General features: G+C 63.9%; 22 protein-coding genes and 1 CRISPR repeat array (1 of these 23 only partly in view). Of the genes, 7 read left to right on the top strand and 15 right to left on the bottom strand.

Annotated elements, in window-relative coordinates:
• A CRISPR array of direct repeats spans positions 1 to 1,387; the repeat unit is 28 nt; unit sequence GTTTTTCCCGCACGCGCGGGAGTGGACC; it reaches 169 nt to the left of the window's first position.
• A gap of 540 nt (positions 1,388 to 1,927) precedes the next feature.
• Positions 1,928 to 2,887, top strand: a complete 960-nt coding sequence (gene holA, locus GBB18_RS04300; protein ID WP_255444669.1) for a DNA polymerase III subunit delta — start codon at positions 1,928 to 1,930, stop codon at positions 2,885 to 2,887.
• Positions 2,888 to 2,991: 104 nt separating this feature from the next.
• Here the strand turns inward: holA and rpsT are convergent, their stop codons facing one another.
• Complete coding sequence (gene rpsT, locus GBB18_RS04295) at positions 2,992 to 3,258, bottom strand: 30S ribosomal protein S20 (protein WP_151549306.1); 267 nt, start codon at positions 3,256 to 3,258, stop codon at positions 2,992 to 2,994.
• A gap of 252 nt (positions 3,259 to 3,510) precedes the next feature.
• On the bottom strand, positions 3,511 to 4,083 hold the full coding sequence (locus GBB18_RS04290) for a type II toxin-antitoxin system PemK/MazF family toxin (RefSeq protein ID WP_151549305.1): 573 nt from the start codon (positions 4,081 to 4,083) through the stop codon (positions 3,511 to 3,513).
• A gap of 84 nt (positions 4,084 to 4,167) precedes the next feature.
• Between GBB18_RS04290 and lepA the strand changes: the two genes are divergently transcribed.
• The gene (lepA, locus tag GBB18_RS04285; protein WP_151549304.1) at positions 4,168 to 6,018 is read left to right on the top strand and encodes a translation elongation factor 4; all 1,851 of its coding nucleotides are present in this window, start codon (positions 4,168 to 4,170) and stop codon (positions 6,016 to 6,018) included.
• Positions 6,019 to 6,104: 86 nt separating this feature from the next.
• Here lepA and GBB18_RS04280 read toward each other — a convergent pair whose 3' ends face one another.
• Genes GBB18_RS04280 through GBB18_RS04265 form a run of 4 tightly spaced genes read right to left on the bottom strand, consistent with a single transcriptional unit; the run spans position 6,105 to position 10,435 of the window.
• On the bottom strand, positions 6,105 to 6,821 hold the full coding sequence (locus GBB18_RS04280; protein ID WP_151640866.1) for a queuosine precursor transporter: 717 nt from the start codon (positions 6,819 to 6,821) through the stop codon (positions 6,105 to 6,107).
• A gap of 11 nt (positions 6,822 to 6,832) precedes the next feature.
• The gene (locus GBB18_RS04275) at positions 6,833 to 7,609 is read right to left on the bottom strand and encodes a thioesterase family protein (protein ID WP_151640865.1); all 777 of its coding nucleotides are present in this window, start codon (positions 7,607 to 7,609) and stop codon (positions 6,833 to 6,835) included.
• 21 nt (positions 7,610 to 7,630) lie between these two features.
• Positions 7,631 to 8,452, bottom strand: a complete 822-nt coding sequence (locus GBB18_RS04270; protein WP_151640864.1) for a hypothetical protein — start codon at positions 8,450 to 8,452, stop codon at positions 7,631 to 7,633.
• Between the two features lie 51 nt (positions 8,453 to 8,503).
• A complete protein-coding gene (locus GBB18_RS04265) occupies positions 8,504 to 10,435 on the bottom strand; it encodes a solute carrier family 23 protein (protein WP_370513259.1) in 1,932 nt (643 codons plus the stop codon).
• Between the two features lie 243 nt (positions 10,436 to 10,678).
• On the opposite strand from GBB18_RS04265, the gene bioB reads away from it, so the two are divergent.
• Both bioB and GBB18_RS04255 read left to right on the top strand, forming a co-directional pair.
• Positions 10,679 to 11,716 (top strand): biotin synthase BioB, encoded by a 1,038-nt coding sequence (gene bioB, locus GBB18_RS04260; RefSeq protein WP_151549300.1) that lies wholly within the window; start codon positions 10,679 to 10,681, stop codon positions 11,714 to 11,716.
• The gene (locus GBB18_RS04255) at positions 11,703 to 11,975 is read left to right on the top strand and encodes a hypothetical protein (protein ID WP_151549299.1); all 273 of its coding nucleotides are present in this window, start codon (positions 11,703 to 11,705) and stop codon (positions 11,973 to 11,975) included. Before bioB ends, GBB18_RS04255 begins: the two co-directional genes overlap by 14 nt.
• Here the strand turns inward: GBB18_RS04255 and GBB18_RS04250 are convergent.
• Complete coding sequence (locus GBB18_RS04250) at positions 11,972 to 12,874, bottom strand: ribokinase (RefSeq protein ID WP_151640863.1); 903 nt, start codon at positions 12,872 to 12,874, stop codon at positions 11,972 to 11,974. The genes GBB18_RS04255 and GBB18_RS04250 overlap by 4 nt on opposite strands.
• 125 nt (positions 12,875 to 12,999) lie before the next feature.
• Between GBB18_RS04250 and GBB18_RS04245 the strand changes: the two genes are divergently transcribed.
• Complete coding sequence (locus tag GBB18_RS04245) at positions 13,000 to 13,944, top strand: ADP-ribosylglycohydrolase family protein (protein WP_151640862.1); 945 nt, start codon at positions 13,000 to 13,002, stop codon at positions 13,942 to 13,944.
• On the opposite strand, the gene GBB18_RS04240 is transcribed toward GBB18_RS04245, so the two are convergent.
• The 4 genes from GBB18_RS04240 to GBB18_RS04225 are packed head-to-tail and all read right to left on the bottom strand — an operon-like array spanning position 13,941 to position 19,001.
• Positions 13,941 to 15,584, bottom strand: a complete 1,644-nt coding sequence (locus tag GBB18_RS04240; protein ID WP_151640861.1) for an ABC transporter ATP-binding protein — start codon at positions 15,582 to 15,584, stop codon at positions 13,941 to 13,943. The two genes, GBB18_RS04245 and GBB18_RS04240, sit on opposite strands and share 4 nt — an antisense overlap.
• Positions 15,581 to 16,456: an ABC transporter permease gene (locus GBB18_RS04235; RefSeq protein WP_151549295.1), complete on the bottom strand. Its 876-nt coding sequence runs from the start codon at positions 16,454 to 16,456 to the stop codon at positions 15,581 to 15,583. Before GBB18_RS04235 ends, GBB18_RS04240 begins: the two co-directional genes overlap by 4 nt.
• A gap of 20 nt (positions 16,457 to 16,476) precedes the next feature.
• Positions 16,477 to 17,424, bottom strand: a complete 948-nt coding sequence (locus GBB18_RS04230; RefSeq protein WP_151640860.1) for an ABC transporter permease — start codon at positions 17,422 to 17,424, stop codon at positions 16,477 to 16,479.
• Positions 17,424 to 19,001, bottom strand: coding sequence for an ABC transporter substrate-binding protein (locus GBB18_RS04225; RefSeq protein WP_151640859.1), 1,578 nt, complete (start codon positions 18,999 to 19,001; stop codon positions 17,424 to 17,426). Before GBB18_RS04225 ends, GBB18_RS04230 begins: the two co-directional genes overlap by 1 nt.
• A 107-nt stretch (positions 19,002 to 19,108) precedes the next feature.
• Here GBB18_RS04225 and GBB18_RS04220 point away from each other — a divergent pair, with 107 nt between their 5' ends.
• Entirely contained in the window at positions 19,109 to 19,699 is a 591-nt protein-coding gene (locus tag GBB18_RS04220; protein WP_151640858.1) for a hypothetical protein, read from the top strand.
• On the opposite strand, the gene brnQ is transcribed toward GBB18_RS04220, so the two are convergent.
• Together brnQ and GBB18_RS04210 are read right to left on the bottom strand one after the other, a co-directional pair.
• Positions 19,696 to 21,081 carry a branched-chain amino acid transport system II carrier protein gene (gene brnQ / locus GBB18_RS04215; protein ID WP_225979147.1) on the bottom strand — a complete coding sequence of 462 codons (1,386 nt, stop codon included), beginning with the start codon at positions 21,079 to 21,081 and terminating at the stop codon, positions 19,696 to 19,698. The two genes, GBB18_RS04220 and brnQ, sit on opposite strands and share 4 nt — an antisense overlap.
• A 98-nt stretch (positions 21,082 to 21,179) precedes the next feature.
• Positions 21,180 to 22,319, bottom strand: a complete 1,140-nt coding sequence (locus GBB18_RS04210; protein ID WP_151640857.1) for a MalY/PatB family protein — start codon at positions 22,317 to 22,319, stop codon at positions 21,180 to 21,182.
• A gap of 56 nt (positions 22,320 to 22,375) precedes the next feature.
• Between GBB18_RS04210 and idi the strand changes: the two genes are divergently transcribed.
• Positions 22,376 to 22,927, top strand: coding sequence for an isopentenyl-diphosphate Delta-isomerase (gene idi, locus GBB18_RS04205; RefSeq protein ID WP_151640856.1), 552 nt, complete (start codon positions 22,376 to 22,378; stop codon positions 22,925 to 22,927).
• A gap of 9 nt (positions 22,928 to 22,936) precedes the next feature.
• Here the strand turns inward: idi and GBB18_RS04200 are convergent, their stop codons facing one another.
• On the bottom strand, positions 22,937 to 24,145 hold the full coding sequence (locus GBB18_RS04200) for a phosphotransferase (RefSeq protein ID WP_151640855.1): 1,209 nt from the start codon (positions 24,143 to 24,145) through the stop codon (positions 22,937 to 22,939).
• Positions 24,146 to 24,154: 9 nt separating this feature from the next.
• A complete protein-coding gene (gene treS / locus GBB18_RS04195) occupies positions 24,155 to 25,924 on the bottom strand; it encodes a maltose alpha-D-glucosyltransferase (protein ID WP_151549288.1) in 1,770 nt (589 codons plus the stop codon).
• Positions 25,925 to 25,949 lie beyond the last annotated feature (25 nt).

Raw genomic sequence — 25,949 nt, 5'->3', positions numbered from 1 at the left:
GAAACACGATGGTGGTTTTTCCCGCACGCGCGGGAGTGGACCTGGGGGCCGCCCGCCTGTGTTGAGCAGCTGCTGGTTTTTCCCGCACGCGCGGGAGTGGACCAAGCACCGAAGCCCCCTCCGCAGGGGGCCGGTAAGTTTTTCCCGCACGCGCGGGAGTGGACCCGAGGAGGAGAATACAGAGTTTGACGATTGATGGTTTTTCCCGCACGCGCGGGAGTGGACCGATTTGGGGTATCTTCGCCCAGCTGTCGGCGGCGTTTTTCCCGCACGCGCGGGAGTGGACCTACATCCGCAGCTGTAGTACCGCCCAGCTGAGCGTTTTTCCCGCACGCGCGGGAGTGGACCCATCCCACGGGAAGCCACCAGCGGTTTTCGGCAGTTTTTCCCGCACGCGCGGGAGTGGACCCAGTGTCGTAGAGCCGTCGCTGCTCGGTGTCAGGTTTTTCCCGCACGCGCGGGAGTGGACCCATGCTCCGCAACTCGGGGCTCACTCGCGAGCCGTTTTTCCCGCACGCGCGGGAGTGGACCGTAACTGGGGCTAGCGCCCCAGACCCGAACCGGGTTTTTCCCGCACGCGCGGGAGTGGACCTCCTCCGAGATCGCCCGCCTTCACGCCGTGGTGGTTTTTCCCGCACGCGCGGGAGTGGACCTCCACTTGAGCGCATTCAATATAGCGTCGCGACGTTTTTCCCGCACGCGCGGGAGTGGACCCCCGTTCACCCCGGCGGGGGTGCAGTTCCCGAAGTTTTTCCCGCACGCGCGGGAGTGGACCCCACCAAGGATCCCTTGTTCACGTACAGGACGCGTTTTTCCCGCACGCGCGGGAGTGGACCCATGCTCCCGCAGCGCCAGTTTCAGCAGGTACGGTTTTTCCCGCACGCGCGGGAGTGGACCCCTCGTCCGGCGCCCCATTCGGGGCGATACGCCGTTTTTCCCGCACGCGCGGGAGTGGACCAAGATGCGTATAGATCGCTAGCGTGAGCGCCGCGGTTTTTCCCGCACGCGCGGGAGTGGACCCCTCGTCCGGCACCCCATTCGGGGCGATACGCCGTTTTTCCCGCACGCGCGGGAGTGGACCAAGATGCGTATAGATCGCTAGCGTGAGCGCCGCGGTTTTTCCCGCACGCGCGGGAGTGGACCCGTGGCGGGGTGAACGTGCCAAGCTAGCGAGAGGTTTTTCCCGCACGCGCGGGAGTGGACCCGTAGGCGGGACTAGTCATCGGGTGGTCCTTTCGTTTTTCCCGCACGCGCGGGAGTGGACCCACGTTCACGATCTTGTCCTTGAGAGAGCCCAGGTTTTTCCCGCACGCGCGGGAGTGGACCTGCCGCTTACGATTGGCCGGTGCTCTATCAGTAGTTTTTCCCACACGCGCGGGGATGGACCTGGCCCCCAGTGGCGGAGCAGGTAGAAGAGGATGTTTTCCCCGCACGCGTGGTGTGAGCAGGTGTAGCCGATACTAAGTACGCTAGGGGGTGTTTTCCCGCACATGCGGGTCACTAGAGGTAATGAAAAGAGAAAGCTTGGTCTTGAACCGACGTACCCAGCAATCGACCTCTTAATTTAGAGGATAAAAAGCGTCACATGCCTTATATTCTCACTGGCCTGTAAGCAGCAATCGCAGCTGTACAACGCGCAGCTGGAGACAATAGTAGTAACTAGGGCGCACTGCTTATACGTGTGCTTACTGCATGAGCATGACGTACATGGCTAGAGAATTGGTTTCTAGATCGATCTCCACCGTTGTTGATTCTGGCACCAAAGGTGATTGTGTGGCCTCAGTGCTTTGTTTTCATTCTTTGGCGAGTTTGTGTCCATGTTGGATTCTAGGCGTAGTGAGGCTCAGCCTCCGCCTCTTTCACTTGCCTCCCCGCCGTATCCGCTCTGGATACTGCTGTTGCTGCCCGCGCGGCGGCGCGTGGCATGATGGAGGGCGTGTCTGTACCAGCCCTGCACCTCATTCTGGGCGAGGAGGAGTTCCTCGCCGAGCGCGCCCAGCGCGCGGTTACCCATGCCGTGTCTGAGCAGGCCGGCCACCCAGTGCCGGTGACCAAGCTGCGCGCTGGTGAGGTGACGACGAGCGAGCTCATTGAGCTGCTCAGTCCCTCCCTCTTCGCCGAGGAGCGGGTGGTGGTGTTCACCCATGCGCATGAGGCAGGGGAGGAGGCCGCGAAGCTGCTGCTCGAGGCGGCCGTGGACCCGGCGGAGGGCATCACGCTGATCGTTGTGCATTCTGGCGGCGGACGGCAGAAAAAGATGGCCACCAAGCTGGCGAAGATCGCCACCGTGCACGAGGCCCACAAGGTCAAGCGCAATGAACTGCCGAGCTTCGTTAATAAAGAGTTCCGCTCCCACGGGGTGCGTCCCACCCCAGACGTGGTCACGGCCGTGTTGGAGGGCGTGGGCTCGGATCTTCGTGAGCTTGCCAGCGCCGTGAGTCAGTTGGTCTCTGACACCAATGGCGATGTCACCTTACAAGCGGTGCGCGTCTTCTATTCCGGGGTGGCGGAAGTCTCGGGCTTCGATATCGCGGATCTGGCCTGCGCTGGCCGTGTGGAGCGGGCGGTGGCTTCTACTCGCCGCGCCCTGCAGCTGGGCGTGTCGCCGGTGCTGATCTCTGCGGCATTGGCCAACTCGGTGGGCGCTATCGCCCGGCTGTACTCGGTGCGGGGGCGCATCAACGGCAATGAGCTGGCCCGCGTGGTGGGCCTGCCGCCGTGGAAGGTGGAAAAGGTGGCCGCGGCTGCCCGCCGCTGGAGCAGCCGCAATGTCAGCGAGGCTGTCATCGTGGTGGCCGAGCTCGATGCCGCGGTGAAGGGCCAAGGCCTCGAACCCAACTACGCCGTGGAATTCGCGGTGCGTCGCATCGCGGAATTGGCCCGCTGAGCACCCTCCCCGCCAAATACCCCGCCCCAGACCACACGAGGGCGGGCATGAAAAAACCGCGCCAGACCAGCGAGTGCTGGTGGCGCGGTAAGGCAGAAGGCTACTTAGCCCTCCATCTTGTTGAAGGCGCGAGCCATATTGGACTTCTTGTTCGCAGCGTTGTTGCGGTGGAACACGCCCTTGGACACAGCCTTGTCCAGCTTGCGGGAAGCAACGCGCAGCTGGGACTCAGCGGCAGCCTTGTCGCCGGACTCGACGGCGGCGCGGAACTTGCGGATCTCGGTGCGTACGGCGGAGCGCACGGACTTGTTGCGCAAACGAGCCTTCTCGTTGGTCAGGATGCGCTTCTTCTGAGACTTAATGTTTGCCATGGTCTAGAACCTCTTTATCGTTGGCGGAAACGGTATGGTCACTGTCAGCCACGTTCGCGCTGGTATAAGCCGTGCCCGCACCAATCTGGGCGGACGCGTGGGGCAGGGAGGTGAACTCAAGGTACTGAACACCTAATGCCTCACTCCGGCTCGGCGGCGGCCACGGGGCATACTGCCTGCTGGCACCGCGCGCGCGAAAATGAACAACTCGACACACTCTAGCAGGGCGGTAAAGGCCCGACCAAACAGTTGCTAGCTCCAGCCGAACTCGGAGCGCAGGCGGTGGGCGATTTTTCCGAAGCGCCGCCGCGGCAGAATCGCCCCTTGGCGCCGGATTCCTAGCTCGGAGGCTTCGATGACGCGGTCGATGCGCACCCAAGACTGCTCGCCGGCGAGATCCCAGTTGCCCGAGCCGATATCAAGCCATGAGGGATCGTTTTGGTGTTCGGGGTTGGAGGAGATGAGGAGCCCTAAAATGGTTTGTCGGGTGCGCCCCACCACCACGAGGGCGCGGTCTTCTGGCTCGGAGGTGGGTTCGGTGCGCAGCCATACCCACACCACTTCGCCCGGCTCGGCTTGGCCGTCCATGTCGGCTGCGTAGTAGATATTGCGGGAAAGCACGCGGCTGTCGTGCACCAGCACGGAGGTGGCGGCGCGCAGACGGCGTAGATCTTCGGTGGTTTCGGTGCCGGATATGCCGAGGCGTTCCCGTACCGTCGCGAGGGTATCGTCGAGGTCTCCATCGCTGGGGGGCTGGAATTGTTCCGCGACATAGCACACCGAATCCCGCAGCGAGGAGGCGATGGCGCCGAGTCTGTCACCCATGCTTGCCCAGTTTATACGCCGTTGCCGTGGGCGTCGATACGGCTCGGGTAGGGTATGAGGGGCTAAAACAGGGAAGGTTGAGATATGGCTATCAATTGTGCGGAAACTACGTTCACGGATCCGGCGCAGATCCGTAATTTCTGCATCATCGCGCACATCGATCACGGCAAGTCCACGCTGGCGGATCGTATTCTGCAGCTGACGGGTGTGGTGGATGCGCGCGATATGCGTGATCAGTACCTCGACAATATGGATATTGAGCGCGAGCGCGGTATCACCATCAAGGCGCAGAACGTGCGTTTGCCGTGGGTGCCGCGCACCGGCGCGCATGCCGGCGAGAACATTGTGCTGCAGATGATCGACACTCCCGGCCACGTGGACTTCACCTATGAGGTCTCGCGGGCTTTGGAGGCCTGTGAGGGCGCAATTTTGCTTGTCGACGCCGCCCAGGGCATTGAAGCCCAAACCTTGGCGAATCTCTATCTGGCGATGGAGAACGATCTTGAGATCATCCCTGTGCTCAACAAGATCGACCTTCCCGCCGCTGACCCGGAAAAGTACGCCTTCGAAATCGCTCACATCATTGGGTGCGAACCCGAAGAGGTGCTGCGGGTTTCCGGCAAGACCGGTGAGGGCGTTGAGGCCCTGTTGGATAGGGTGTGCGAGCTGGTGCCCGCCCCCGCCAGCGAGATGCCGGATTCCGCGCCGGCGCGCGCCATGATTTTCGATTCGGTCTATGACACCTACCGGGGTGTGGTCACCTATATTCGTGTCTTTGATGGCCGCCTCGAGCCGCGCCAGAAGCTGAAGATGATGTCTACTGGCGCCACCCACGAAACCCTCGAGATCGGCGTGATGAGCCCGACGGCGAAGAAGTGCCAGGGCCTCGGCCCGGGCGAGGTGGGCTATTTGATCACGGGCGTGAAGGATGTGCGTCAGTCCAAGGTGGGTGACACCGTCACTTGGGCCACCGGAGGCGCTGAGAAGCCGCTGCGTGGCTATCAAGAGCCCAAGCCGATGGTGTATTCCGGCCTGTTCCCGATCTCGCAGGAGCAATACCCGGACCTGCGCGACGCCCTGGAGAAGTTGCAGCTCAACGATGCCTCGTTGACCTATGAGCCGGAGACCTCGGTGGCGCTGGGCTTCGGCTTCCGCTGCGGCTTCCTCGGCCTGCTGCACATGGAGATCACCCGCGATCGCCTCGAGCGCGAGTTCGATCTGGACTTGATCTCCACCGCGCCGAGCGTGAACTATCGCGTGGTCGATGAGGCAGGGGAGGAGTCCATCGTCTACAACCCTTCGGATTGGCCTTCGGGCAAGCTGCGGGAGGTGTGGGAGCCGATCGTGAAAACCACGATTATCATCCCCGCCGATTTCGTCGGCCCCACCATGGAGCTGTGCCAGTCCAAGCGCGGCCAGCTCGGCGGGATGGACTATCTTTCCGAGGACCGCGTCGAGCTGCGCTATACGATGCCGCTGGGCGAGATCATCTTCGATTTCTTCGACACCCTCAAGTCCCGCACCAAGGGCTATGCCTCCCTCAACTATGAGGAAGCCGGCGAGCAAGAAGCCGATCTGGTGAAGGTGGATATTCTGCTCCAGGGTGAGCCAGTGGATGCCTTCAGCGCCATCGTGCACCGCGATCATGCCCGCACCTATGGCAATAAGATGACGGTGAAGCTCAAGGAGCTGATCCCGCGCCAGCAGTTCGAGGTGCCGGTGCAGGCGGCGATCGGCTCGAAGGTGATTGCGCGTGAGAATATTCGGGCGCTGCGCAAGGACGTGCTCTCGAAGTGCTATGGCGGCGATATTTCGCGTAAGCGCAAGCTGCTGGAGAAGCAGAAGGCCGGTAAGAAGCGCATGAAGAATATCGGTTCGGTGTCGGTGCCGCAGGAAGCCTTCGTGGCGGCGCTGTCCACCGACGAGGGAAAGTAGCGTCCCCTCTAGCGACGTTGAAGGGTGCGAGGCCAGAGCAGAGGCTCTGTCCCCGCACCCTTAGTTTTTTCGCGGTGGGATGCTGGCTACCAGCTGGTGGGGTCGGTTTTGCGGACCCAAGCGATCACGGCATAGGTGATGGGCATGACCACGATCTCGATGGCGGTCTTCCACAGGAAGCCGACAATGGTGTAGTTGAGGGCATCGCCCCAGGTGGTGATGCCAATGACGGAGGCGGCGATGGCGCAGAAAATGATGGTATCGGCCAGCTCGCCAACAACGGTGGAGCCGAGCAGGCGCGACCAGAGCCGCTTCTGCCCGCTGCGCTTTTTCATGGTGGCCAGCACATAGGAGTTGAGCAGCTGGCCCACGAGATAGCCGGCGAGGGAGGCGACAACAATCTGCGGCACCAATCCCAGAACCGTGGCAAAGGCCTCGTCATTGTCGTAGAAGTCGGCCGGCGGTAGCCAGATGGCGATATAGAAGGTGACAATGGCCAGTACGGCGGTGCCGAAGCCGGTGAAGATCATCCGGCGGGCGTTTTTGAAGCCGTAGCACTCGGTGAGCACATCGCCAATCACATAGGCGAGGGGGAAGAGGAAGAAGGCACCGTCGGTCACCAGTGGGCCGATGGTCACCCCCTTGGTGGCGGTGATATTAGAGAGCAGGAAGACCGCGACGAACACGGCACCGAAGATGGGAAACAGCGAGCGTTGTGGCATGGGGCCACCGGAGTGAGTCGCGGCGGCGGAGGCTGTTTTCTCCGCCGCCTGCCCAGATGCGGGCGTCGTAGAGGAAGTCATAGCCAAGCATTTTAAGGCCGCACTGTCAGCGTCTGTGACAACACCCCAATCGGGCCCTTCTCATCATGCAAATGGGTGTGGGTGAGTCCGTGCCCAGCAGGCCCTATGCTCATGGTGGTGTCCGCGCCAAACCAGTGCCCCTCGGGGGAGCGGAAGAGGTGGATGCTGAGATCAATATTGGGATAGGCCACCTCTTTCGGATTGTGCTTGAGCACAAGGCCGTTGACGATGTCCATCACCGTCATCAGCTTCACCAGCGGCGAGACCTCCACTCCCTCCAGCAGGGGAGTGCGAGAGGAGAGCCAGCCCTGAGCGTGGCCGGGGCTGAGCACCGTGCGGTGGGCGTCCACGCTATCGACAAAGGCCCCTTCCCAGGCCTCGAGAAAGTTCCAGCTGGGGATGACGTAGCGGGAGGGCATGCGCTTTAATGCGGTGGATTCGATGCTGCCGGTATCGAAGGCAGCGGAAAACCAGCCGCGGGCGATGACCACGGGGCGCTCGGCGATGATCAGCCGCGCCTGCACCAACTCGATGGTGCGACCGGGGCGGATCACCTCGGTATCCACCCGCACCTCGCCGATGGGGGCGGTGCCAAGAATGTCAAAGCTGATGCGGGAGAGATCCAAGGTGTCGCCGGGCCGCCGGGCAGCGAAATCCTCCTGCAGGATGTGGGTAAGTAGACCCAGTGCGGGCGCTATGTGAATCTCTTGGGGATTCCACGCGCCGGCGGTGAGTTCCGTGGCGACGAACTCGGTGGCACTCGTGCGGGTGAAATAGGAGCTTGACATAGATCACACTGTACTCGGGCCTTAGCCGCGTTTAGGGTCACGTCCCCCGATTTTGGGCGACTCAAGATTCAGCTCTAGCGCTGGTCGATGCCCCGCCGCCCACTCGGCGTCCACGGCGCGGTAGTGCTGTGCGTGCACCGTCACGGTATCACCGGCCGCGATGGGTTGATGGGCCAGAGCCCACTGGCACACATCGGCCAGCTGGTTATACACCTCGCTGGGGTCAGCGCTCGAACGCAGCTGCAGCTCTGGGTGCCCAGCTTCCACCATGCCGATGCTCATGCCCTGGGTGCCCTCTGCGGTGCGGGTGACTATCAGGTCCACGACGTAGGCGGAAACAACGTCGTGACGCACTGCCTCGCTAAACACCTGCGGATCTACTGCGAAGGGGCGGCTGGCGCCGCGAAACACGTGGCACACCGCCACCGCGTCCTCCCGCACGGCCAGGGCGGCGGCAAGTTCGGCGTGCATATAGTTCAGCTCCCGCAGGGACTCGCGGGTGCGCACCAGCGGCTGCACATCCGAATGCACCCGCACCTCGAGCTGTGTGGTGGCGCTGGACAGCGGCGTGCGGGGCCCGAGTACCGCGTGGGAGTGGGGCGCGGGATCCGCGGCGTTCTGGGCGCTCAGTACGTACTCCACCTGCCCGTCCAGCACGCACACCAGCCCAGCATGCTCCTCGAGTCGGGTCTGCAGCCGATCAGCAAAGATCTCGTGCAGGTGCTCGCGCACCTGTTGCGGGGAGGGCTTGCTGCTGAGCAGCACCCGATAGTGGGGACGCGGGGTGAGAACGGCGGGGTCGACGCTGATGGGTGTCAGCGGCGCGGGGGTAGACGGGCTCATGGGGCTTCTCCTTCTACTGAGGGTCAGTATCCATGCTAGGGATGCGCCGGTTTAGTCGATGTCGGTGAACTTTCGATCCCAAGCGGAACGCGTGGGATTAGCGTCGGCAAGCACCATGTCGAAGCGGTCGTTGGCGATTTCGACGATTTCGCTGAGGGTACGGCGCAGCTCCTGCGCCTCGGAGTTTTCCAGGCGGTGTACGCCATCGGCGATGATGGTGTCGATGCTGTCGTTGGTGCGCAGGCACGCCACCCAGGGCATGCCGAACTTCTCTCGATAGGACTCGGCCAGCACCTGCAGCTGTTCGGTCTCCACGTCATCGGCTTCGCCAAGCCCCACCGAGCCGCGGGCCTGGTTCAGGCGTTCGTCCTCAGAGTCGGTACTGCTGAGCACCAGAGTGGCCATGTCGGGGTAGTCGGCGATCAAGCGGCTGCGCTCTTCTGGCTCGGCCATGAGCACCGCCACCTGCACTGCCTCGCGCAGGGCCTGCACATCCTCGAAGGGGCGGGCCTCCCACGCGCGTTGTAGCGGCCACTGCTCCTCGTTGAAGAGTGGGGCAAGGGCGGCCACAAACTCCTCTCGATCCATGGCGTTGATGGTGTTCAGCGAGACCCTGCGGCCATCGTGGCGGGCCACATCCGAACCGGACTGCACCCCGAGGTGGAAGAACACGATATTGAGCACGATGGCGGTAATCGCGCCGATGGTCATGCCGGAGGAGACGAAGATGCGCGCCCACTCGGGCAGGGCTTCGGCAATATCGGGTTTGAAGGTCACCAGCATGGCCAAACCGAGGGCGGTGGTGACGATCACGGCATTGCGGTCATCTTTCCAATCGGCTTTGCCAATGGTCTGCATGCCTACCCACGCCACATTGGCGAAGAGCGCCAAGGAGGCGCCGCCGAGCACGGGGGCGGGAATGGAGGCCACGATCGCCCCAGCCTTGGGGAGTAGGCCCAGCAGAATCATAAAGCCCGCTGCAGACGCTGCCACCCAGCGTGATTTCACGCCCGTGATGCGCACCAGGCCGACATTTTGGGCGAAGCAGGTATAGGGGAAGGAGTTGAGCACACCGCCGAGCAGGGTGGAGAGGCCATCGGCGCGGATGGCGCGCTCCACATCCGGTTTACCGATGCGCTTGCGCACGATCTCGCCGGTGGCGAAGACATCGCCGGTGGTTTCCACCATGGTGATCACCATGACGATGAGCAGCGACACAATCGCGGCAGCATTGAAATCGGGGATACCGAAATAGAAGGGGGTGGTGATGCCCAGCGGGGCGGCGTCGCCCACCTTGGATAGATCAGCGTCGCCGAGCAGCAGCGCCGCGGCGGTGCCCAGCACCAGGCCGAAGAGTACCGAGAGCGTGCCCAAGAAACCGCGGAAGAAGCGCTGCACCAGCACGATCACGGCGAGGGTGGCGAAGGCATAGCTCAGATCGCGGGGATCGGGCGTGCCCTCGGCATAGTTGGTGAAGTCATTGGCCGACACCGCCAGCAGGGATGTCCCCATCACCAGCAGCACAGTGCCGGTGACCACCGGCGGGAAGAAGCGCAGCAGCCGCCCGAAGAGCGGGGCTACGAAGAAGGTGAAGAGGCCGGCGGCGATCACCGCGCCGTAGATGGTGGGCAGGGATTCCACCCCGCCCTCGCCATCGGTGACGCCCAAGCCGATCGCGATAATCGGCGCCACCGCGGTGGTGGTCACACCCTGCACCAAGGGCAGGCGCACGCCGACGTGCTTGCCGATGCCCACCACCTGAATCAAGGTGGCGATACCGCAGGTAAGCAGATCGGCGTTGATGAGGTGAATGGTAGTTTCGGCGTCTAGGTTCAGCGAGCTGGCGATCAGCAGCGGAACGATCACCGCGCCTGCGTAGAAGGCCAGCACGTGCTGCAGGCCGAGGGCCGCGAGTTTGCCGGGGGTGGGAACATGATGAACAGGATGGGTGCGCTGCACGGCGGTGGAGGTGGAAGTGGCCACGGGTGGCGTCTCTCCTTGTCTCAGAAAAGAAGCTGGAAAGGGCGAATTATGCGCCTTTTACCTTAAAGCCTGCTAAGAAGTGAACCTAGCTGCGGGGCCATGAACTCACCCCCGTGCGCATGGCTTATCGACGCTACGTAGCGGTGAACAGTGTTCGAGTGCTTGTGTTATCGTTGACACATCTGTTGCTAAACGATGTTCATCTCATGCAACAACTATTGCCCACGACACAGGAGTACAGCTATGACCACGGCTACGCAGGACGCCCAGGGTAGCGCCCTTGATGAGAGCACTATTCTCGAGCACGCACGCACCAAGGTGCTCGAGCGCGGCGAGGGACTGAACTATGAGGAGACCCTCGCAGTACTGAATTTGCCCGATGAGAAGATCGAAGAACTCCTCGAGTTGGCCCACCAGGTGCGCCTGAAGTGGTGTGGCGACGAAGTCGAGGTAGAGGGCATTGTGTCGCTGAAGACCGGCGGCTGCCCCGAGGATTGCCACTTCTGCTCCCAGTCGGCCATGTTCAATAGCCCGGTTCGTGCCGCCCGCATCGATATTCCCGAGCTGATCGAGTCCGCCAAGCAGACCCGCAAGACCGGCGCCAGCGAATTCTGCATCGTTGCCGCGGTGCGTGGCCCGGACGAGCGGCTGATGAATGATCTCATCGACGCCACCCACGCCATCAAGGACGAGGTGGATATCGAGATCGCCGCCTCGGTGGGCATGGTCACCCTCGAGCAGGCGCAGCGCCTCAAGGATGCCGGCGTGCACCGCTATAACCACAATCTCGAGACCAGCGAGTCCTACTTCCCGCAGGTGGTGACCACCCACACCTTTGAGGAGCGCATCGATACCCTAAAGAACGTGCGCCAGGTGGGCATGGAGGTCTGCACTGGTGGCATCTTGGGCCTCGGTGAGTCCCGCGAGCAGCGCGCCGAGTTCGCCCAGAACCTGGCCTCGGTGGATCCCACCGAGGTGCCCATGAACTTCCTCGATCCTCGCCCCGGCACCCCCTTCGCCGACAAGGAGCCCATGGAGGCCAATGAGGCGCTGCGTTCCATCGGCGCCTTCCGTCTCGCCCTGCCGAAGACCACGCTGCGCTTCGCCGGCGGCCGCGAGCTCACCCTGGGTGATCTCGGTGCCGAGCAGGGCCTGCTGGGCGGTATCAACGCGGTGATCGTGGGCAACTACCTCACCACCCTCGGCCGCCCCGCCGAAACCGACCTCGATATGCTGGGCAAGCTGCGTCTCCCGATCCGAGCCCTCAATGAGACGATCTGATTCGGACGAGCTGCTCATTGCGGTTCTCACCGGCGAGGAACCGATCTATCACCCCAATACGGGCCAGCCGCTGGATGAGAACGCCGAGCGCAATAAGAAGGGCCTCGCGGAGCTGAGCCGCGGCGCCAAGATCGGGCTCGAGCCGCCGCGCTTCTGCCAGATTTGCGGGCGCCGCATGGTCGTCCAGATTATGCCCATGGGCTGGGTGGCGCACTGCTCCCGGCACGGGGAGCTCGACTCCCGCGCTTTAGAGCGCTAGGAGGGAAGCTCCTCCGCGGCGCTCGGATACGAGGTTTGGGCCCCGGCGCGGGTCGCGGCGAAGGCACCGACACGGCAGCCGAGGGCCGTGGCCTCGATCAGGTCCGCGCCCTCATCCAGCGCCGCGACGAGTGCGCCCGCGCAGGCATCCCCGCAGCCGGTGGTATCCACGGCCTCGACCCGTGGGGAGGGCACCTGCTGGATTCCTTCCGCCGTGGCCACCAGCGCGCCCGCGGCCCCCAACGTGATGATGACGCTGGCGAAGCCTGCCTCGCGCAGCTGCGTCGCCAGCTCCTCTGGGCTGCCCTGGCCCTGTTTCTTATAGAGCTGCGCGATCAGCCCCGCCTCGTGTTCATTGGCGATGAGCGGATCGGCGTGCAGCAGCGCCGCGGGATCCATCTCGATCACGGGCGCCAGATTCACCACCACCCGCACTCCATGGCGGGTGGCCACAGCGATGGCCCGCTCGATGGCGGCGGCCGGAATCTCGCCCTGCACCAGCAGGATGGAGGCCGCGGCAATAAGCTCCTCGTGGTCATCCACCAGTTCTGGGCTCATCGCGGCATTCGCCCCCGGCACCACCACGATGCTGTTCTCCCCATCTGCGGCGACAGTGATCACCGCTAGGCCCGTGGGGCCCTCCACGCTCGTGATGCCCTCTTGACTCATGCCGCTCTCGCGCATGATGGCGCAGGCCGGTTCCGCATAGGAATCCGTACCTACCGCGCCGATCATATGGACCTGCGCTCCCATCCGGGCCGCGGCCACCGCCTGATTGGCGCCTTTGCCGCCTGGGGCGACCGTACTGCTGTGCCCGAGAAGCGTTTCTCCTGGGGCTGGGTGCCGCGTCACGCGCACGGTGAGATCGGCATTGATAGAACCTACGACAGCGATGCTCATGCCCCAGATTGTAGCCGATACCTGCGCAGTCGAAGCTGCGGGCGAAGAGGGACAGGGCTGGTGTCTGGGTGCTGTCCTAGAATGCGAAGAGTCAAGGATTTTGCGAGGAAGGTGGGTCTATAGTCATGGTGAAAACACAACGACTCCAGCGTGCCCGCGGCGCACTCTACGGGCAATTAATTGGAGATTCTCTCGGTAGTTTGGTCGAGTTCCGCTCCGCGGAGTCTATTCAGGCGCACTACCCGAATGGGGTGCGCCAGCTCGCCGACGGCGGCACCTATGGGCTCAGCGCCGGCCAGCCCACCGACGATTCCGAGATGGCGTTGTCCCTTGCCGCCTCCTTGGTGCGGAATGGCACCTTCGTGCTCGAGGATGTGGCCGCGGCTTATCGACGCTGGGCACAATCCGAGCCTTTCGATATCGGCATTACGTGCTCCTCGGCGCTCAATCGCGGCCACAAGAATCCCGAGTCCCAAGCCAATGGCGCCCTCATGCGCGTCAGCCCACTCGGGATCTTTGGCGCCCGGGTGCTGGAAGCGGACCCGCAGGGCGCGGAGCAGCTCGCGGAGTGGGCGCGTCAAGAATGCTCGCTCACCCACATCAACCCGCTGTGCATGGATATTCAGAGCGTGTACGTGCTCACCATCGCCCGCATCATAGCCACCGGCGCGGATCGTGCCGAGGCCCTAGAGATTCTTCAGGCCGAGGCCGCATCCTATCCGGAGGTAGCGGCGCTGGTGGAGGCGCATCGCGACGCGCCGCCAGCCGAGTATCTCGAACACGAAGGGTGGGTCACCATCGCCTTCGGCAACGCGGTCTACGAGCTGGCCTCGGTACTGCGCGCCGAGGAGTCGCTGGTGCGCACCGTGGGCAGGGGAGGAGATACCGACACCAACGCGGCCATCACCGGCGCGCTGCTGGGCGCGGTCGATGGCATGCACGCCTGGCCCTCGCGCTGGGTGGATGTGATCGATTGCTTCCACCAGAACGAGGCCTCGCCGCGGCCGCGACCACGCGAGTACTGGCCCAATCACGCCTATGCCCTCGCCGGCCAGCTCTTGGGCGCTTAGGGGCTGAGCCGCGGTACGGCGTCGATAAGGGCGCGGGTATAGCTCTGCTGGGGCTGGGCGAAGAGCTCGGCGGTAGCGCCCTCCTCGATCAGCTGCCCCTGCTTGAGCACCATCACCTCCGAGCACAGGGCCTGCACCACGCCGAGATCGTGGGAGACGAACACCAACGCCAGCTGGTACTCGCGCACCACCTCGGTGAGTAGGTTGATCACCTGGGCCCGAGCGGACACATCGAGGGCGGAGACGGGCTCGTCGGCCAGCAGTATCCGCGGTCGCGGGGCAAGGGCGCGCGCCAAAGAGATGCGTTGGCGCTGCCCGCCGGAAAACTCGTGGGGATAACGCTGCGCCACCTCGGCATCGAGGCCGACATCAGCCAGCACCTCCTGTACCCGCGCGGCCCGCTCCGCCGCTCCGAAGCTCGCGGCCCGCAGTGGTTCGGCAATGCTCTCGCCGATGCGCATCCGAGGATCCAAGGACGCAGCCGGGTCCTGGAATACGATCTGCGCAACCTGCTGCAGCGTGCGCGCTGTGGCGGCACGCCCATCGACGAGGATCTCGCCGCTGCGGCTGGACTCGAGCCCCGCCAGCAGCTTCAAGAGCGTGGACTTGCCCGAGCCGGATTCGCCCACCACCCCGAGGCGCTGGCCGGCGCGCAGGCTCAGCGATAGCGGCTCCAAGGCCTGGGTGGTGCGGCGCTGGCGGGCGCGCCAGCCGCGGGAGCGATAGCTTTGGGAGATCTGCTGAGCCTCCAGCACCACTGGGCCTGGGATGGGGAACCCCGGCTGGGCATAGGCGTGGCCTGGGCGATAACTCTCATCGGCGTTGTCCACCGTGTACAAGTGTCCGCGGGAATCGCGTGCCGCCAGATCCGAGGCGGCCACCAGTCCGCGGGTGTAGTCGCCGGGCTCGCGCAATACCTGCTGGGTCGTGCCGCATTCCACGATCTCGCCATCGCGCATCACCAGCACCCGCTCGCAGATCTGCGCCATCACGCCGAGATCGTGAGTGATGAACAAAACGGCGGTACCGCGCTGCTGAGTGAGGCGGTTGAGGGTGGCGAGAATGGAGGCTTGCACCGTGGCGTCGAGCGCGGTGGTGGGCTCATCGCAGACGATGAGCTCGGGATCATTCGCCAGGGCGATGGCGATGAGCACGCGCTGGCGCTGCCCACCCGAGAGCTGGTGCGGATAGCGCTCGTAGAGGGTCTCCGGATCGGGCAAGCGCACCTCCTCCAGCAGCGCCAGGGCGCGCCGCTTCAGGGCGGCGGAATCGAGATCCTGCTGGTGCAGCTGCACGGCCTCGCGTACTTGGGGTCCGATCTTCATGAGCGGATTCAGTGCCGTCATGGGCTCCTGAAACACCATGGATATCCGGCGGCCCCGCAGGCTGGCGTAGCGGGCGGGGGAGTAGTCCACCAGGTTGCCCGGCTCGCCGCGCAGCGTGATCCTGCCGCTGGTGTGCAGCGTGTGGGAGTGCAGCCCCATGATGCTCAGCGCGGTCAGCGACTTACCCGAACCGGATTCGCCGATGATCCCGACTTTCTCCCCGGCCGCGATGCTGAAGCTCACCCCGCGCAGCAGCTGGTGCCCATCGTGGGTGCGCACCTGAAGATCGTCTACGTCCAGCACCGTTTCACTCATTGGCCGGCCTTTCGTGTCGAGTGCAGCCTAGGGTCGAGGAGATCCCGCAGCCCATCGCCGAGCAGGTTGAAGCCCAGTACCGTCAGTGCGATCGCCAGCCCTGGCCACAACGCGAGCTGCGGGGCGGTATAGAGCGAAGCCTGCGCCGATTGCAGCATCCGGCCCCACGATGGCTCCGGCGGTGGGGTGCCGAGGCCGAGGAAGCTCAGTGCCGCCTCGGCGAGAATAGCCAGCGCAAAGGCCACCGAGGCCTGCACGATCACGAGGCTGAGGATATTCGGCAGCACATGCCGCAGCGCGATCGCCCGCCCCGATGCCTGGGACATCCGGGCGGCGGCGATGAAGTCGAGAGAGAGCACGCTGAGGGTTCCGGCGCGGGCGACGCGGGCAAACCCAGGGATGGCGGCGATACCAATGGCCGCCATCGCCGACCACGTGGAGGTGCCGAATACCGCGCCGAGCACGATGGCCAAGAGCAGCGCGGGGAAGGCGAGAAGGAGATCGGCGCCGCGCATTACCAGCGCATCTACCGTCCCGCCGCGCATGCCGGCGATAATGCCCAGCGGTACTCCACAGAGCATGCCGATGCCCACCGCCACCACGCCCACGGCGAGGGTGATGTGCGCCCCAGCCATCAGCTGTGCCGCCACGTCTCGGCCATAGCGATCAGTACCCAGCCAGTGCTGCGCGTTGGGGCCGAGCAGCCGCTCCTCGGGCACCGCGTGGATCGGATCGAAGGGGGTCCACACCAGCGCGATGAGCGCGGTGAGCACCACCGCCGCCACGATGCCGCCGCCGATGAGCAGACTGGCCGGTGGACGCTTGCGCTGCCGCGTGCGGACGCCGCCCGCATCCGGAGATTCTGTGTGCATCTCTTCTTTCCCTCCCGGTGTTAGCGACCGGCGCGGATGCGCGGATCGAGAAGGCTATAGGACAGGTCGACGATAAAGGTGGTGAGCAGGGTGATGAGCACGAGCACCATCACCACGGATTGCACCGCAGTGAGATCCCGGCCGCTGACCGCGTCGAGGAGATAGCTTCCCACCCCGGGCAGCACGAAAACGCGCTCAATCACGACCGCGCCCACGATCAGCGCCGCCATCTGCAGCCCGGTGACCGTCACCACCGGCAGGGCGGCATTGCGCAGCCCATGAGCGCGCATCGCCTGCCAGACGGTCATGCCCTTGGCGAGGGCGGTGCGCATGAAATCCTGGTGCAGCACATCGAGCACGGCGGAGCGCACATAGCGGGTCATAATGGCCGCCTGCACGCTGGCCAGCGCCATAGTGGGCAGGATGAGCCGAGCGATGAACCCCGCAGGATCGGCATTGGGTGGCACCCAACCATTAGCGGGCAGCAGCCCCCAGCGCACCGAGACGATCGTGACCAAGAGGATGCCGGCGAGAAAGCTCGGCACGGCCACCCCCACTTGGCTCAGTGCGGTGATGGCTACTCCGTCCGCGCGGTGGCGTCGAATAGCGGCCCACATTCCCAGCGGCACGGCGATCATGAGCGCCAGTGTCATCGAGCAGCCCATGAGGATCAGGCTCACCTGCAGCCGGTCCCACACGATGGGGGTGATGTCCTCGTCCGATTGCATGGACACTCCCCAGTGGCCGGTGAAAAACCCGCCAATCCAGGTCAGATACTGCAGCAGCAGCGGGCGATCAGTGCCGAGCTCGGCCTGCTTCTGGCGGATGAGCTCATCAGTGGCATTGACGCCGAGCGCAATGGCGGCCGGATCGCCGGGGATCAGCCGCAGCAGCGCGAAAATCACCACGGAGGCCACAAGCGCGGTGAGCACAAAGCGCAGGCCGGCGCGCAGGAGCAGTCGAAACATTAGCGGCGCTCCTTTCCAGACTCCCCATCATCAGGGGCTCGGTGCATCGTGGCCAGCTCGAGGCCCTCGGTGATCTGATCGGCGCGCACGCCACTGACCGCGCGGTCGGTGACCACAATATTCGGGAAATTAAAGAGGGTATCGGCGCCGGCCTCGGCCATGATCTGATCGACCGCCTCTTTCATATAGCGCACCTGCTCCTGGGCAGTGCCGCGATCGGCCTTCTCCAGCAGGGCGCGCACCTCGGGCGAATCAAAGCCCAAATAGTACTCGGGATTGCCAAAAAGCTGCGGAATATCGCGCGGCTCGATGTGCATCACCAGCGACATGTCATAATCCTGCTGCTTGAGCACCTCGTTTAGCCACACCGCTGGGAACTCGGTGGAGCGGATGCTCACATCCAATCCAATACCGCGCAGCTGCGAGACCACGATCTCACTCGCCGCCACCGCATAGGGCAGCGAGGGAACGGAGAAGACCACGTGGTTATTGCTCTCATCGATCCCCGCCTCGGCGAGGAGCTGCCGCGCACGCTCCGGGTCGAAGGGATAGCGGGTGGAGGCTTCATACCAGGGATCCGTGGGCGGCACCGGGGCGCCGCCGGTGTCGATACCGTGGCCGTCCCATGCGGTGTCAATCACGGCCTGGCGGTCGATGCCATACATCACCGCTTGGCGCACGCGGACATCATTGAAGGGGGCGCGGTTGTTGTTCATCGACAACAGCACTTCGCCATTGGTGGTGCCCACCTCGACCGTATAGCGGGTGGGGTCGAAAGTATGGAGCAGCTCGGGCGATTGCATGGAATAGACCACATCCACGTCTCCGGAGCGCAACGCGTTCATGGCCGCCACCGCATCGGCGAAATAGCGGATCGCGGCGCCCTGGTTCTGCGGGGCCGGGCCCCAGTAGTCATCCCGGGCCCGAAAAGAAATGGAGTGGCCGATAGCAAAGTTCTCCACCTCATAGGGGCCCGTGCCCACGGGGGCGCTGGCGAGGGTATCCATGGCCGAGGGCGTCATCATCGCCCCCACGAGGGTGGCCATATCCCACAGCCATTGATTCGACGACGCCGCCAGCTGCACCGAGACCTCGGTGGGGCTGAGCACCTCGACGGATTCGACGATGTCCATCTTCTTCTTCAACCCATTGCTCCACGCCTCGGAGCGGACGCGGTCGATGGAAAACTTCACCGTCTCGGCGTTAAAGGCATCGCCATTGGAAAAGGTGACATCATCGCGCAGGGTGAAGGTGTAGCTGCGCCCATCCTCCGAGACCTCCCAGGAGGTAGCCAGCCAGGGCACAATCTGGCCGTCATCGTCGATGCGCACCAAGGTTTCATACACGTTGCTCATCAGCGCGCCGGGGATGGCCGCGCCGGAGTTGGTGGTGAAGTCGAGGGAGACAGGCGAAGCCGAGGCAGCCACCACGATATCGTTTGCCCCAGCCACGCGGCCCACCTGCACTGCGGTGGAGCCGGCGCTGCAGCCGCTGACTCCCACGGCGAGTGCCGTGGCGAGCGCGGCGGTCCGAGAGGCCGTGCGGTCGCGCCGCGAGCGGCGAGAGGGGAGATTCATACTTGCACAGGCTAGTCGGCTGAGCGGCGTTCTCAGGAATGCGGGGGATCGGTGCAGGCGCGGGTTGAAACGCGGCTACTGGTGGTCGCCTGCCTAGAATGAGCCCCATGACTGAGGCAGGACAACCAGCGGCACGACGCGGCACAGACCGAGACATCATTGCGGTGCGGATGAGTGGCGGGGCGATCCTGCGCTCGAAAACCACCGCGCTGTGCGTGGTGTTTGTGCTTGTTCTCGGCCTGATCGGGGCGGCGTTGCTGGGGGCATGGGCCTCGGAAACCCACAAGACTCTCCGCACCCTCTATGGGGTAGCGGCCGCTCTACCGATCGTGGGGGTGGTCAGCACGCTGTTGCAATTTATCCGCTTCGTCTTTCACGCCCGCCGGCGGCGAGTGATCGTGGGACGCATGATCACGATCCCCGCCTCGGGGGTGAGCTTTCACCGTGATCAGCTGCGCCGCGTAGACATTTGGTCGGAGAATCGCGATGGGGCGATTACCACCTACATGACGCTGGTGCCGGCGCACATCGAACAGCGGGTGGATACACACCAGCTGGCCCATGAGGTGCCCACGATTTTGCGTGATTATTGTGTGCGCCTGCCCCGTGGCAGCCGGCCGACCGCCTATGAGCTGGCGGATAGCCTCCGCGAGAATAATCCGCAGCTCGAGGTGAATAAGATCGGCAAGATCGCCTAGGCGGGTACCACCGTCTCGCTGGCCGGAACGGGCGTGCGGTGGCGCGGCGTGAGGGTGCTATCGAGGATGAGCCCCACGATGATGAGGGCGAGGACCGGCAGCACCCAGCCGAGCTGTTGCTCATGCATCGGCGCCCATCCGAGGAGACGCTCGATGCTCTCGCTGGCCACGCCCACAGAGGACAGGGAGGCCAGCAGCGACCACACCACCGCGCCCCACACACCGAGACGGAAGGTGTAGAACAGGCGACGATGCTTCCACAGCGGCGCCAGCAGCGTGATGGCCACCAAGGTGATAGCGGGCGGGTAGAGGAAGCCGATGATGGGGCCAGCGATCGCCAACACGGACTGCAGGCCCACCGTAGACACGGCGAAGGAGATAAGGGTGAATACCAGCACCCACTTCTGATAGCTCACGGCCGGCAGCAGGCGGTGAAAGAACCCAGAGGTGGAGCCGATGAGGCCGGCGGCGGTACCGATGCACGCCAGCAGCACCACCATGCCGAAGATCACGCGACCGGGCTGCCCCATGGTCACATAGGCGATATCGGTGAGGATCGCGGCACCGTCCTCGTACTGCTCGGGGTTGGGTACGACGCGGCCCACCATTCCGAGGGCGATATAGACCGCGCCGAGCAGTACTCCGGCGCCCACAGCGGCGATGATCGCGCCCCGCTTCAGGCCCATGCCATCAGGGGAGCCCAGGCCCTTTTCGCGCAGCGCGGAGATCACCACAATACCGAAGGCGAGAGCGGCCACCGAGTCCATGGTCAGATAGCCTTCGATCAGCCCAGTGGGGCCAGGATGCTCGGCGAACTTCTCGGCGGTAGCCACGCCAGTAGGGTCGAGCTGGCGGAGAGCCATAACCACCATGAGCGCAAGCAGAATGAGGAGCACGGGGGTGAGCCACTTGCCGATGCGATCAATCAGACCGGTTTCGCGGTAACACATGAGCCAGACCACCACGAAGTACGCCGCGGAAAAGGCCACGGTGGCGGCGCGGGAGTCCACGCCGAATACCGGGGAGAAGGCGGTGGAGTAGCTCACCACCGCGGTGCGTGGCACGGCGTAAAACGCGCCGATGGAGAGATAGATGAGCACGGGGAAGATCACACCGAAAATCCGACCCGCCTGGCGCGACAAGTCCAATACGTCCTCGCCGGAAATCACTACCGCGATCATGGATACCACAGGCAGGGCTACCCCAGCTGCGAGGAAGCCAAGGATAGCGGGGGCGAAGTGGGTGCCGGCTTGGGCGCCGAGAATAGGCGGGAAAATGAGGTTGCCGGCACCAAAGAACATCGAGAACAGCATGAGTGTCGCCGTGGTGAGGGTGGCGAACACTGCCGTGGATTGCACAGCCGAGCGAGCGGAGTCAGACATCGGAGAAAGCTTTCTAGACAGAATGTGAGCTATCGACTCAGCAGCCTAGCAGTACTGGTCCTACCACTCGTTCTTCGGTATGTGCTGCGTGCTCAACGTCACTGTGCCTGACGCAGCAGTTCCACGAAGGTCTCGAGGTTCTCCGGTGGGGTAGCGAAGTTCAACCTGGCGCAGTGCGCATAGCGTGCAGCGGGGGCGAAGGTGGCGCCATCGTTGAGCACCACGCGGCAGTGGTGTTCGAGGTACTCGGCGGCCGTGTGCTCCCCTACAGCGAGAGCGGTGTCGCTGAAGTCGAGCCACATCAAATAGGTGGCCTCGGGGGCGCTGGCTCGGATTCCAGGAAGGGCCTCCGGCAGGGCGTGGAGCAGATAATCGCGGTTGCGACGGAGCAGCTCCAGCTGCTCATCGAGGTAGTCGGTGGAGGCGGTATAGGCGGCCGCGGCGCCGACGAGGCCAAGCGTGGAGTAGCCGTCGGTGACCAGCGGCCCCGCCGCTTGAAAGGCTGCCTGGTGTTCTGGGTTGGTGAAATACATTTGGGCACATTTCAGCCCAGCGATATTCCATGCCTTCGAGGTGGCGGTGGCAGTCACGCACACCCGGCGGGCGTTCTCGCTCACCGAGGCCACCGGCACATAGGGGCGCTCGTAGCAGATGGGGGCGTGGATCTCGTCCACGATCACGAGCATGCCGAGTTCCGCCGCGAGATCGGTGAGTTGCACCAAGTACTCGCGTTCATAGATCACGCCTAGGGGATTATGCGGGGAGCAGAGAATGAGCACCCGGCCACCGCGGGCGTGGGCCTGCCGAATCTGCTCCAGGCTGGGTTGGGGGTCTGCGTCGATACACAGCATCTCGCGGCCGGTGATCCGCGGCAGCTCGAGGAAGGGCATATAGGCCGGCACGGGCACGATGATGGCGTCCTCGGGTGAGCTGAGCAGCTCAATGGCCAGCTGCACCGAGCGGACCACGTCGGCGGTGACCTCCACCTGTTCCGGTTCGGGCGCCCAGCCATAGCGCTGGCGATAGAAGGCGCTCATGCCTTCTTTTACGCCCTCAACCTGCAAGGGGTAGCCGAAGGCTTCGCGCTCCACCGCCTGCCGCAGTGCATTGATCACATCGGGGTGGGTAGAGAAGTCAGATTCGGCGATCCACAGTGGCAGCAGTGCCGAGTCATAGGTATTCCACTTGCGGGTGCCTCGGCGGCGCAGCGTCTCATTATCGAGGAAGTGACAAACCATGGCCTCTATTGTGCATGTGCACGACAGGGTGTGCCTAGCCGCTATGGTGGGTGAGTATGAACGCCCCCGAACTCGTGGTTGTGCTTGATAGTCACAATCAGCCCATCGGCACCGCACTGAAATCCGAGGTGCACAGCACGGACACCCCCTATCATCTGGCCTTTTCCTGCTATGTCCAGGATGCGCAGGGGAGGGTGTTGCTCACTCGTCGGGCGCTGAGCAAGGCCACGTGGCCGGGGGTGTGGACCAATAGTTTTTGTGGGCATCCCGCACCCGGTGAGGATGCTGTGGAGGCGATCGCGCGCCGCGCCCGCTATGAGCTCGGGATTGAGGGGCTGCACGGGATCGAGCAGGTATTACCCACCTATTCTTATCGTGCGGTGGATTCCAGCGGCATCGTGGAGCACGAGTTCTGCCCCGTCTACATTGCGCGTATCGACGCCACCTCCCAGCTGCAGCCCGCCCCTTCCGAGGTCGATTCCTATGGCTGGGCCACCCCAGCCGAGCTGGCGGCCGCGGTGGATGCCACCGGCTTTGCCTTCAGCCCGTGGATGGTGGATCAGCTCAGCCACCGAGCGCTCCGCGAGGCACTGGGCTGTCCCTGCTAGTGGCCGGAGCTAGCCGGCGATAGAACGGACCGCACCCAGCGGCAGCCACATCCAGTCGGGGCGGTTATTGGCCTCATAGGCCACCTCGTAGAGCGCCTTATCGAGCACGAAAGCATCCAAAATATCGAAGTTGTCTTGGTTGCTCGGCTCGAAGTGATAGCCATCCAGCAGGGAAGCGGTGGCGGTATCAGACCACATCTGGCGGGTGTCCGCGGTGCCGGCGTGCTCGAAATTGGCGGCGTAGTCGAGAGAGCGGATCAGCCCCGCGAGATCCCGCAGCGGGCTGTCCATGCGCCGACGTTCCGCCAGCGGCCGGGCGGGCTCGCCCTCGAAGTCAATGAGAATATAGTTCTCGCCCTGTTTCAGGGTTTGTCCCAGGTGGAGATCGCCGTGGACCCGCTGCACCGGCACCTCGAGATCCTGCAGGCGCTGATACACCGCACGCGCCTTCTCGGCGAAGGGAGCAAGATCGGGAACCTGAGCCAGCACATCCTCCAAACGGCTACTGAGGGCCTGTGCTACCTGGGAACCGGGCACGGTCTCCGTGCCGAAATGACGAGCCAGCAGCTGGTGCACCTCGGAGGTGGCAACCCCGAGGTTACGGGCGGAGTCAGAGAAGTCTGCGCCCTCGCGGACCGCAGCGAGGGCATCAACCCAGCCATCGGTGGCGTGGTGCACAAAGTCCTGCACCATGCCGGTGATCATTGTCTCGCCCTCGATCTCGTGGGTGAGATAGCCCCGCAGGGGGGCAATATGGCCGCAGTGGTGCTCCGAGAGCCCCGCCAAGAGCTCCACATCGGGGTTTATGCCGCCGGCGAGCTTGCGGAAGAACTTCACGATCACCGTCTCGCCGAAGATGATGGAGGTATTGGACTGTTCGCCCTCGATCACGCGGCCGAGTGCCCCAGCCGGCAGCAGCGGCTGGGTGGCACCAGGCACTGCGTGGACCGCGCCGCCGCCGGGCAGGGAGTCGCTGGTGATGAGCTCACCCATGCGGGCCGCATAGGCCGGCTGGGCGAGCACATCGGCGTTGTTCTCGTCGAGAAGCAACTGATACAGATCGGAGCCGCTCGCTCGGTGCACCCGTGCCACCACCCATCTGATCGCGTCGCTGCCCGTGAGCGGGGCGGTATGCACCACCTCAATATCGGTGATGGGCTCGGATTTTGCGCCATAGAAGCGCTGGGCGGCCAGCATGGTTGCGAGTGCGGAATCCATGATCAGCTCCTAAGCGTTGGGATCGGTGAGTTCGAACCAGAAGAATCCGTGCGGGGCTAGGGTGACCACCCAGGGCTGCTCGGTGATCTCGGGGAAGTGCTCGCCACCGCTGAGCTCCACCGGCACGCGGCCGGCGAACTCGGAGAGGTCGAGGGAGACGGCCTGCGGGCGACGCGACATATTGTTCACGCACAGCAGGGTTTCCTTCTCATCGCGCAGCAGATAGCTGAGGATGGCGAAGTTCTTGGCGGGCACCTCGGTGAACTCGCCGAAGCCGAAGGCGGAGTGCTGCTTGCGGGTCTGAATCAGATTGCGGGTCCAGTGCAGCAGCGAGTTCTCCCCGGCCATCTGGGCCTCCACGTTGAGGGCATCGTAGCCGTATTGGGAGTTCTGGATGACTGGCAGATAGAGCCGCTCCGGATCGGCCTTGGAGAAACCACCATTGCGGTCGCTGCTCCACTGCATGGGGGTGCGCACGCCATCGCGGTCGCCGAGCCAGATGTTATCGCCCATGCCGATCTCATCGCCGTAGTAGAGCACCGGGGAGCCGGGCAGAGAGAGCAGCAGGCCGGTGAAGAGTTCCAGCTGGTTGCGATCGCCCTCGAGCAGCGGGGCGAGGCGGCGGCGAATACCCACATTCGCCTTCATGCGCGGCTCCTTGGCGAATTGCTCGTACATGAAGGCGCGTTCCTCGTCCGTCACCATCTCGAGCGTCAGCTCGTCGTGGTTGCGCAGGAAGATACCCCACTGCGCCGAGGACGGAATGGAGGGGGTGTCCTGGAGGATCTCGGAAATGGGGCGACGAGACTCGCGTCGCACCGCCATGAAGATGCGCGGCATGAGGGGGAAGTGGAAGGCCATATGGCACTCATCGCCCTCGACGGGCTCGCCGAAATACTCCACCACATCGGCCGGCCATTGATTGGCCTCCGCGAGCAGCACCCGGCCCGGGTACTCCTCGTCGATGACCTCGCGGCAGCGCTTGAGGAATTCGTGGGTTTTGGGCAGGTTCTCGCAGTTGGTGCCCTCTTCCTCGAAGAGATAGGGCACCGCATCGAGGCGGAATCCGTCCAAGCCGAGGTCGAGCCAGAAGCGCAGCACATCCAGCATGGCTTCCTGGACCTCGGGGTTTTCGTAGTTGAGATCCGGCTGGTGGGAGAAGAAGCGGTGCCAATAATACTGCTCGCGCTCCGGATCCCAGCTCCAGTTGGAGGTCTCGGTGTCGACGAAGATGATGCGGGCATCGGCGTATTTCTTGTCGGAATCGCTCCACACATAGAAATCCCCATAGGGCCCTTCTGGGTCCTTGCGGGACTCCACAAACCACGGGTGCTGGTCCGAGGTGTGGTTCATCACCAAATCAGTAATGATGCGGATACCGCGCTTGTGGGCCTTATCCACCAGCTCCACGAAATCGTCCACCGTGCCGAACTCGGGCAGCACCTCGCGGAAGTTGCGGATATCGTAGCCGCCATCGCGCAGCGGGGAGTCATAGAAGGGCGGAAGCCAGAGGCAGTCCACGCCCAGCCACTCCAAATAATCCAGCTTGGAGATCAGACCCTGGAGGTCACCGGAGCCGGAATTTGTGGAGTCATGGAAGGCGCGGACGAGCACCTCGTAGAAGACGGCCTCCTTGTACCATCCCGGTTCGAGGCTATTCTCGGCCATTTTCGGGGTGGCATAGTCCTCGGAGGAAGGTTCTACGACATAGCCTTCCGCATCCACTTCCGTTTCAGCGGCGGGCTCCTGGTGTGCGAGTTTCAAAGGGTCTTCAGCCATACAGACCAGATTAGAGAAAACTCCC

Origin of the sequence: Corynebacterium sp. 11A, from assembly GCF_008930935.1 — a bacterium.
Lineage (GTDB): Bacteria > Actinomycetota > Actinomycetes > Mycobacteriales > Mycobacteriaceae > Corynebacterium > Corynebacterium megadyptis.
This window is presented reverse-complemented; position numbering and strand designations above follow the sequence as displayed.

Excerpts from the sequence above, each read along its gene's own strand:
- GBB18_RS04230 (WP_151640860.1), bottom strand. The coding sequence starts at position 17,424 with ATGTTTCGACTGCTCCTGCGCGCCGGCCTGCGCTTTGTGCTCACCGCG.
- lepA (WP_151549304.1), top strand. The coding sequence starts at position 4,168 with ATGGCTATCAATTGTGCGGAAACTACGTTCACGGATCCGGCGCAGATC.
- GBB18_RS04240 (WP_151640861.1), bottom strand. The coding sequence starts at position 15,584 with ATGAGTGAAACGGTGCTGGACGTAGACGATCTTCAGGTGCGCACCCAC.
- brnQ (WP_225979147.1), bottom strand. The coding sequence starts at position 21,081 with ATGTCTGACTCCGCTCGCTCGGCTGTGCAATCCACGGCAGTGTTCGCC.
- GBB18_RS04200 (WP_151640855.1), bottom strand. The coding sequence starts at position 24,145 with ATGGATTCCGCACTCGCAACCATGCTGGCCGCCCAGCGCTTCTATGGC.
- GBB18_RS04255 (WP_151549299.1), top strand. The coding sequence starts at position 11,703 with ATGAGACGATCTGATTCGGACGAGCTGCTCATTGCGGTTCTCACCGGC.
- GBB18_RS04210 (WP_151640857.1), bottom strand. The coding sequence starts at position 22,319 with ATGGTTTGTCACTTCCTCGATAATGAGACGCTGCGCCGCCGAGGCACC.
- GBB18_RS04225 (WP_151640859.1), bottom strand. The coding sequence starts at position 19,001 with ATGAATCTCCCCTCTCGCCGCTCGCGGCGCGACCGCACGGCCTCTCGG.
- bioB (WP_151549300.1), top strand. The coding sequence starts at position 10,679 with ATGACCACGGCTACGCAGGACGCCCAGGGTAGCGCCCTTGATGAGAGC.
- GBB18_RS04290 (WP_151549305.1), bottom strand. The coding sequence starts at position 4,083 with ATGGGTGACAGACTCGGCGCCATCGCCTCCTCGCTGCGGGATTCGGTG.
- GBB18_RS04250 (WP_151640863.1), bottom strand. The coding sequence starts at position 12,874 with ATGAGCATCGCTGTCGTAGGTTCTATCAATGCCGATCTCACCGTGCGC.
- GBB18_RS04245 (WP_151640862.1), top strand. The coding sequence starts at position 13,000 with ATGGTGAAAACACAACGACTCCAGCGTGCCCGCGGCGCACTCTACGGG.
- GBB18_RS04275 (WP_151640865.1), bottom strand. The coding sequence starts at position 7,609 with ATGTCAAGCTCCTATTTCACCCGCACGAGTGCCACCGAGTTCGTCGCC.
- GBB18_RS04270 (WP_151640864.1), bottom strand. The coding sequence starts at position 8,452 with ATGAGCCCGTCTACCCCCGCGCCGCTGACACCCATCAGCGTCGACCCC.
- treS (WP_151549288.1), bottom strand. The coding sequence starts at position 25,924 with ATGGCTGAAGACCCTTTGAAACTCGCACACCAGGAGCCCGCCGCTGAA.
- holA (WP_255444669.1), top strand. The coding sequence starts at position 1,928 with ATGGAGGGCGTGTCTGTACCAGCCCTGCACCTCATTCTGGGCGAGGAG.
- GBB18_RS04280 (WP_151640866.1), bottom strand. The coding sequence starts at position 6,821 with ATGACTTCCTCTACGACGCCCGCATCTGGGCAGGCGGCGGAGAAAACA.
- GBB18_RS04220 (WP_151640858.1), top strand. The coding sequence starts at position 19,109 with ATGACTGAGGCAGGACAACCAGCGGCACGACGCGGCACAGACCGAGAC.
- idi (WP_151640856.1), top strand. The coding sequence starts at position 22,376 with ATGAACGCCCCCGAACTCGTGGTTGTGCTTGATAGTCACAATCAGCCC.
- GBB18_RS04235 (WP_151549295.1), bottom strand. The coding sequence starts at position 16,456 with ATGCACACAGAATCTCCGGATGCGGGCGGCGTCCGCACGCGGCAGCGC.
- rpsT (WP_151549306.1), bottom strand. The coding sequence starts at position 3,258 with ATGGCAAACATTAAGTCTCAGAAGAAGCGCATCCTGACCAACGAGAAG.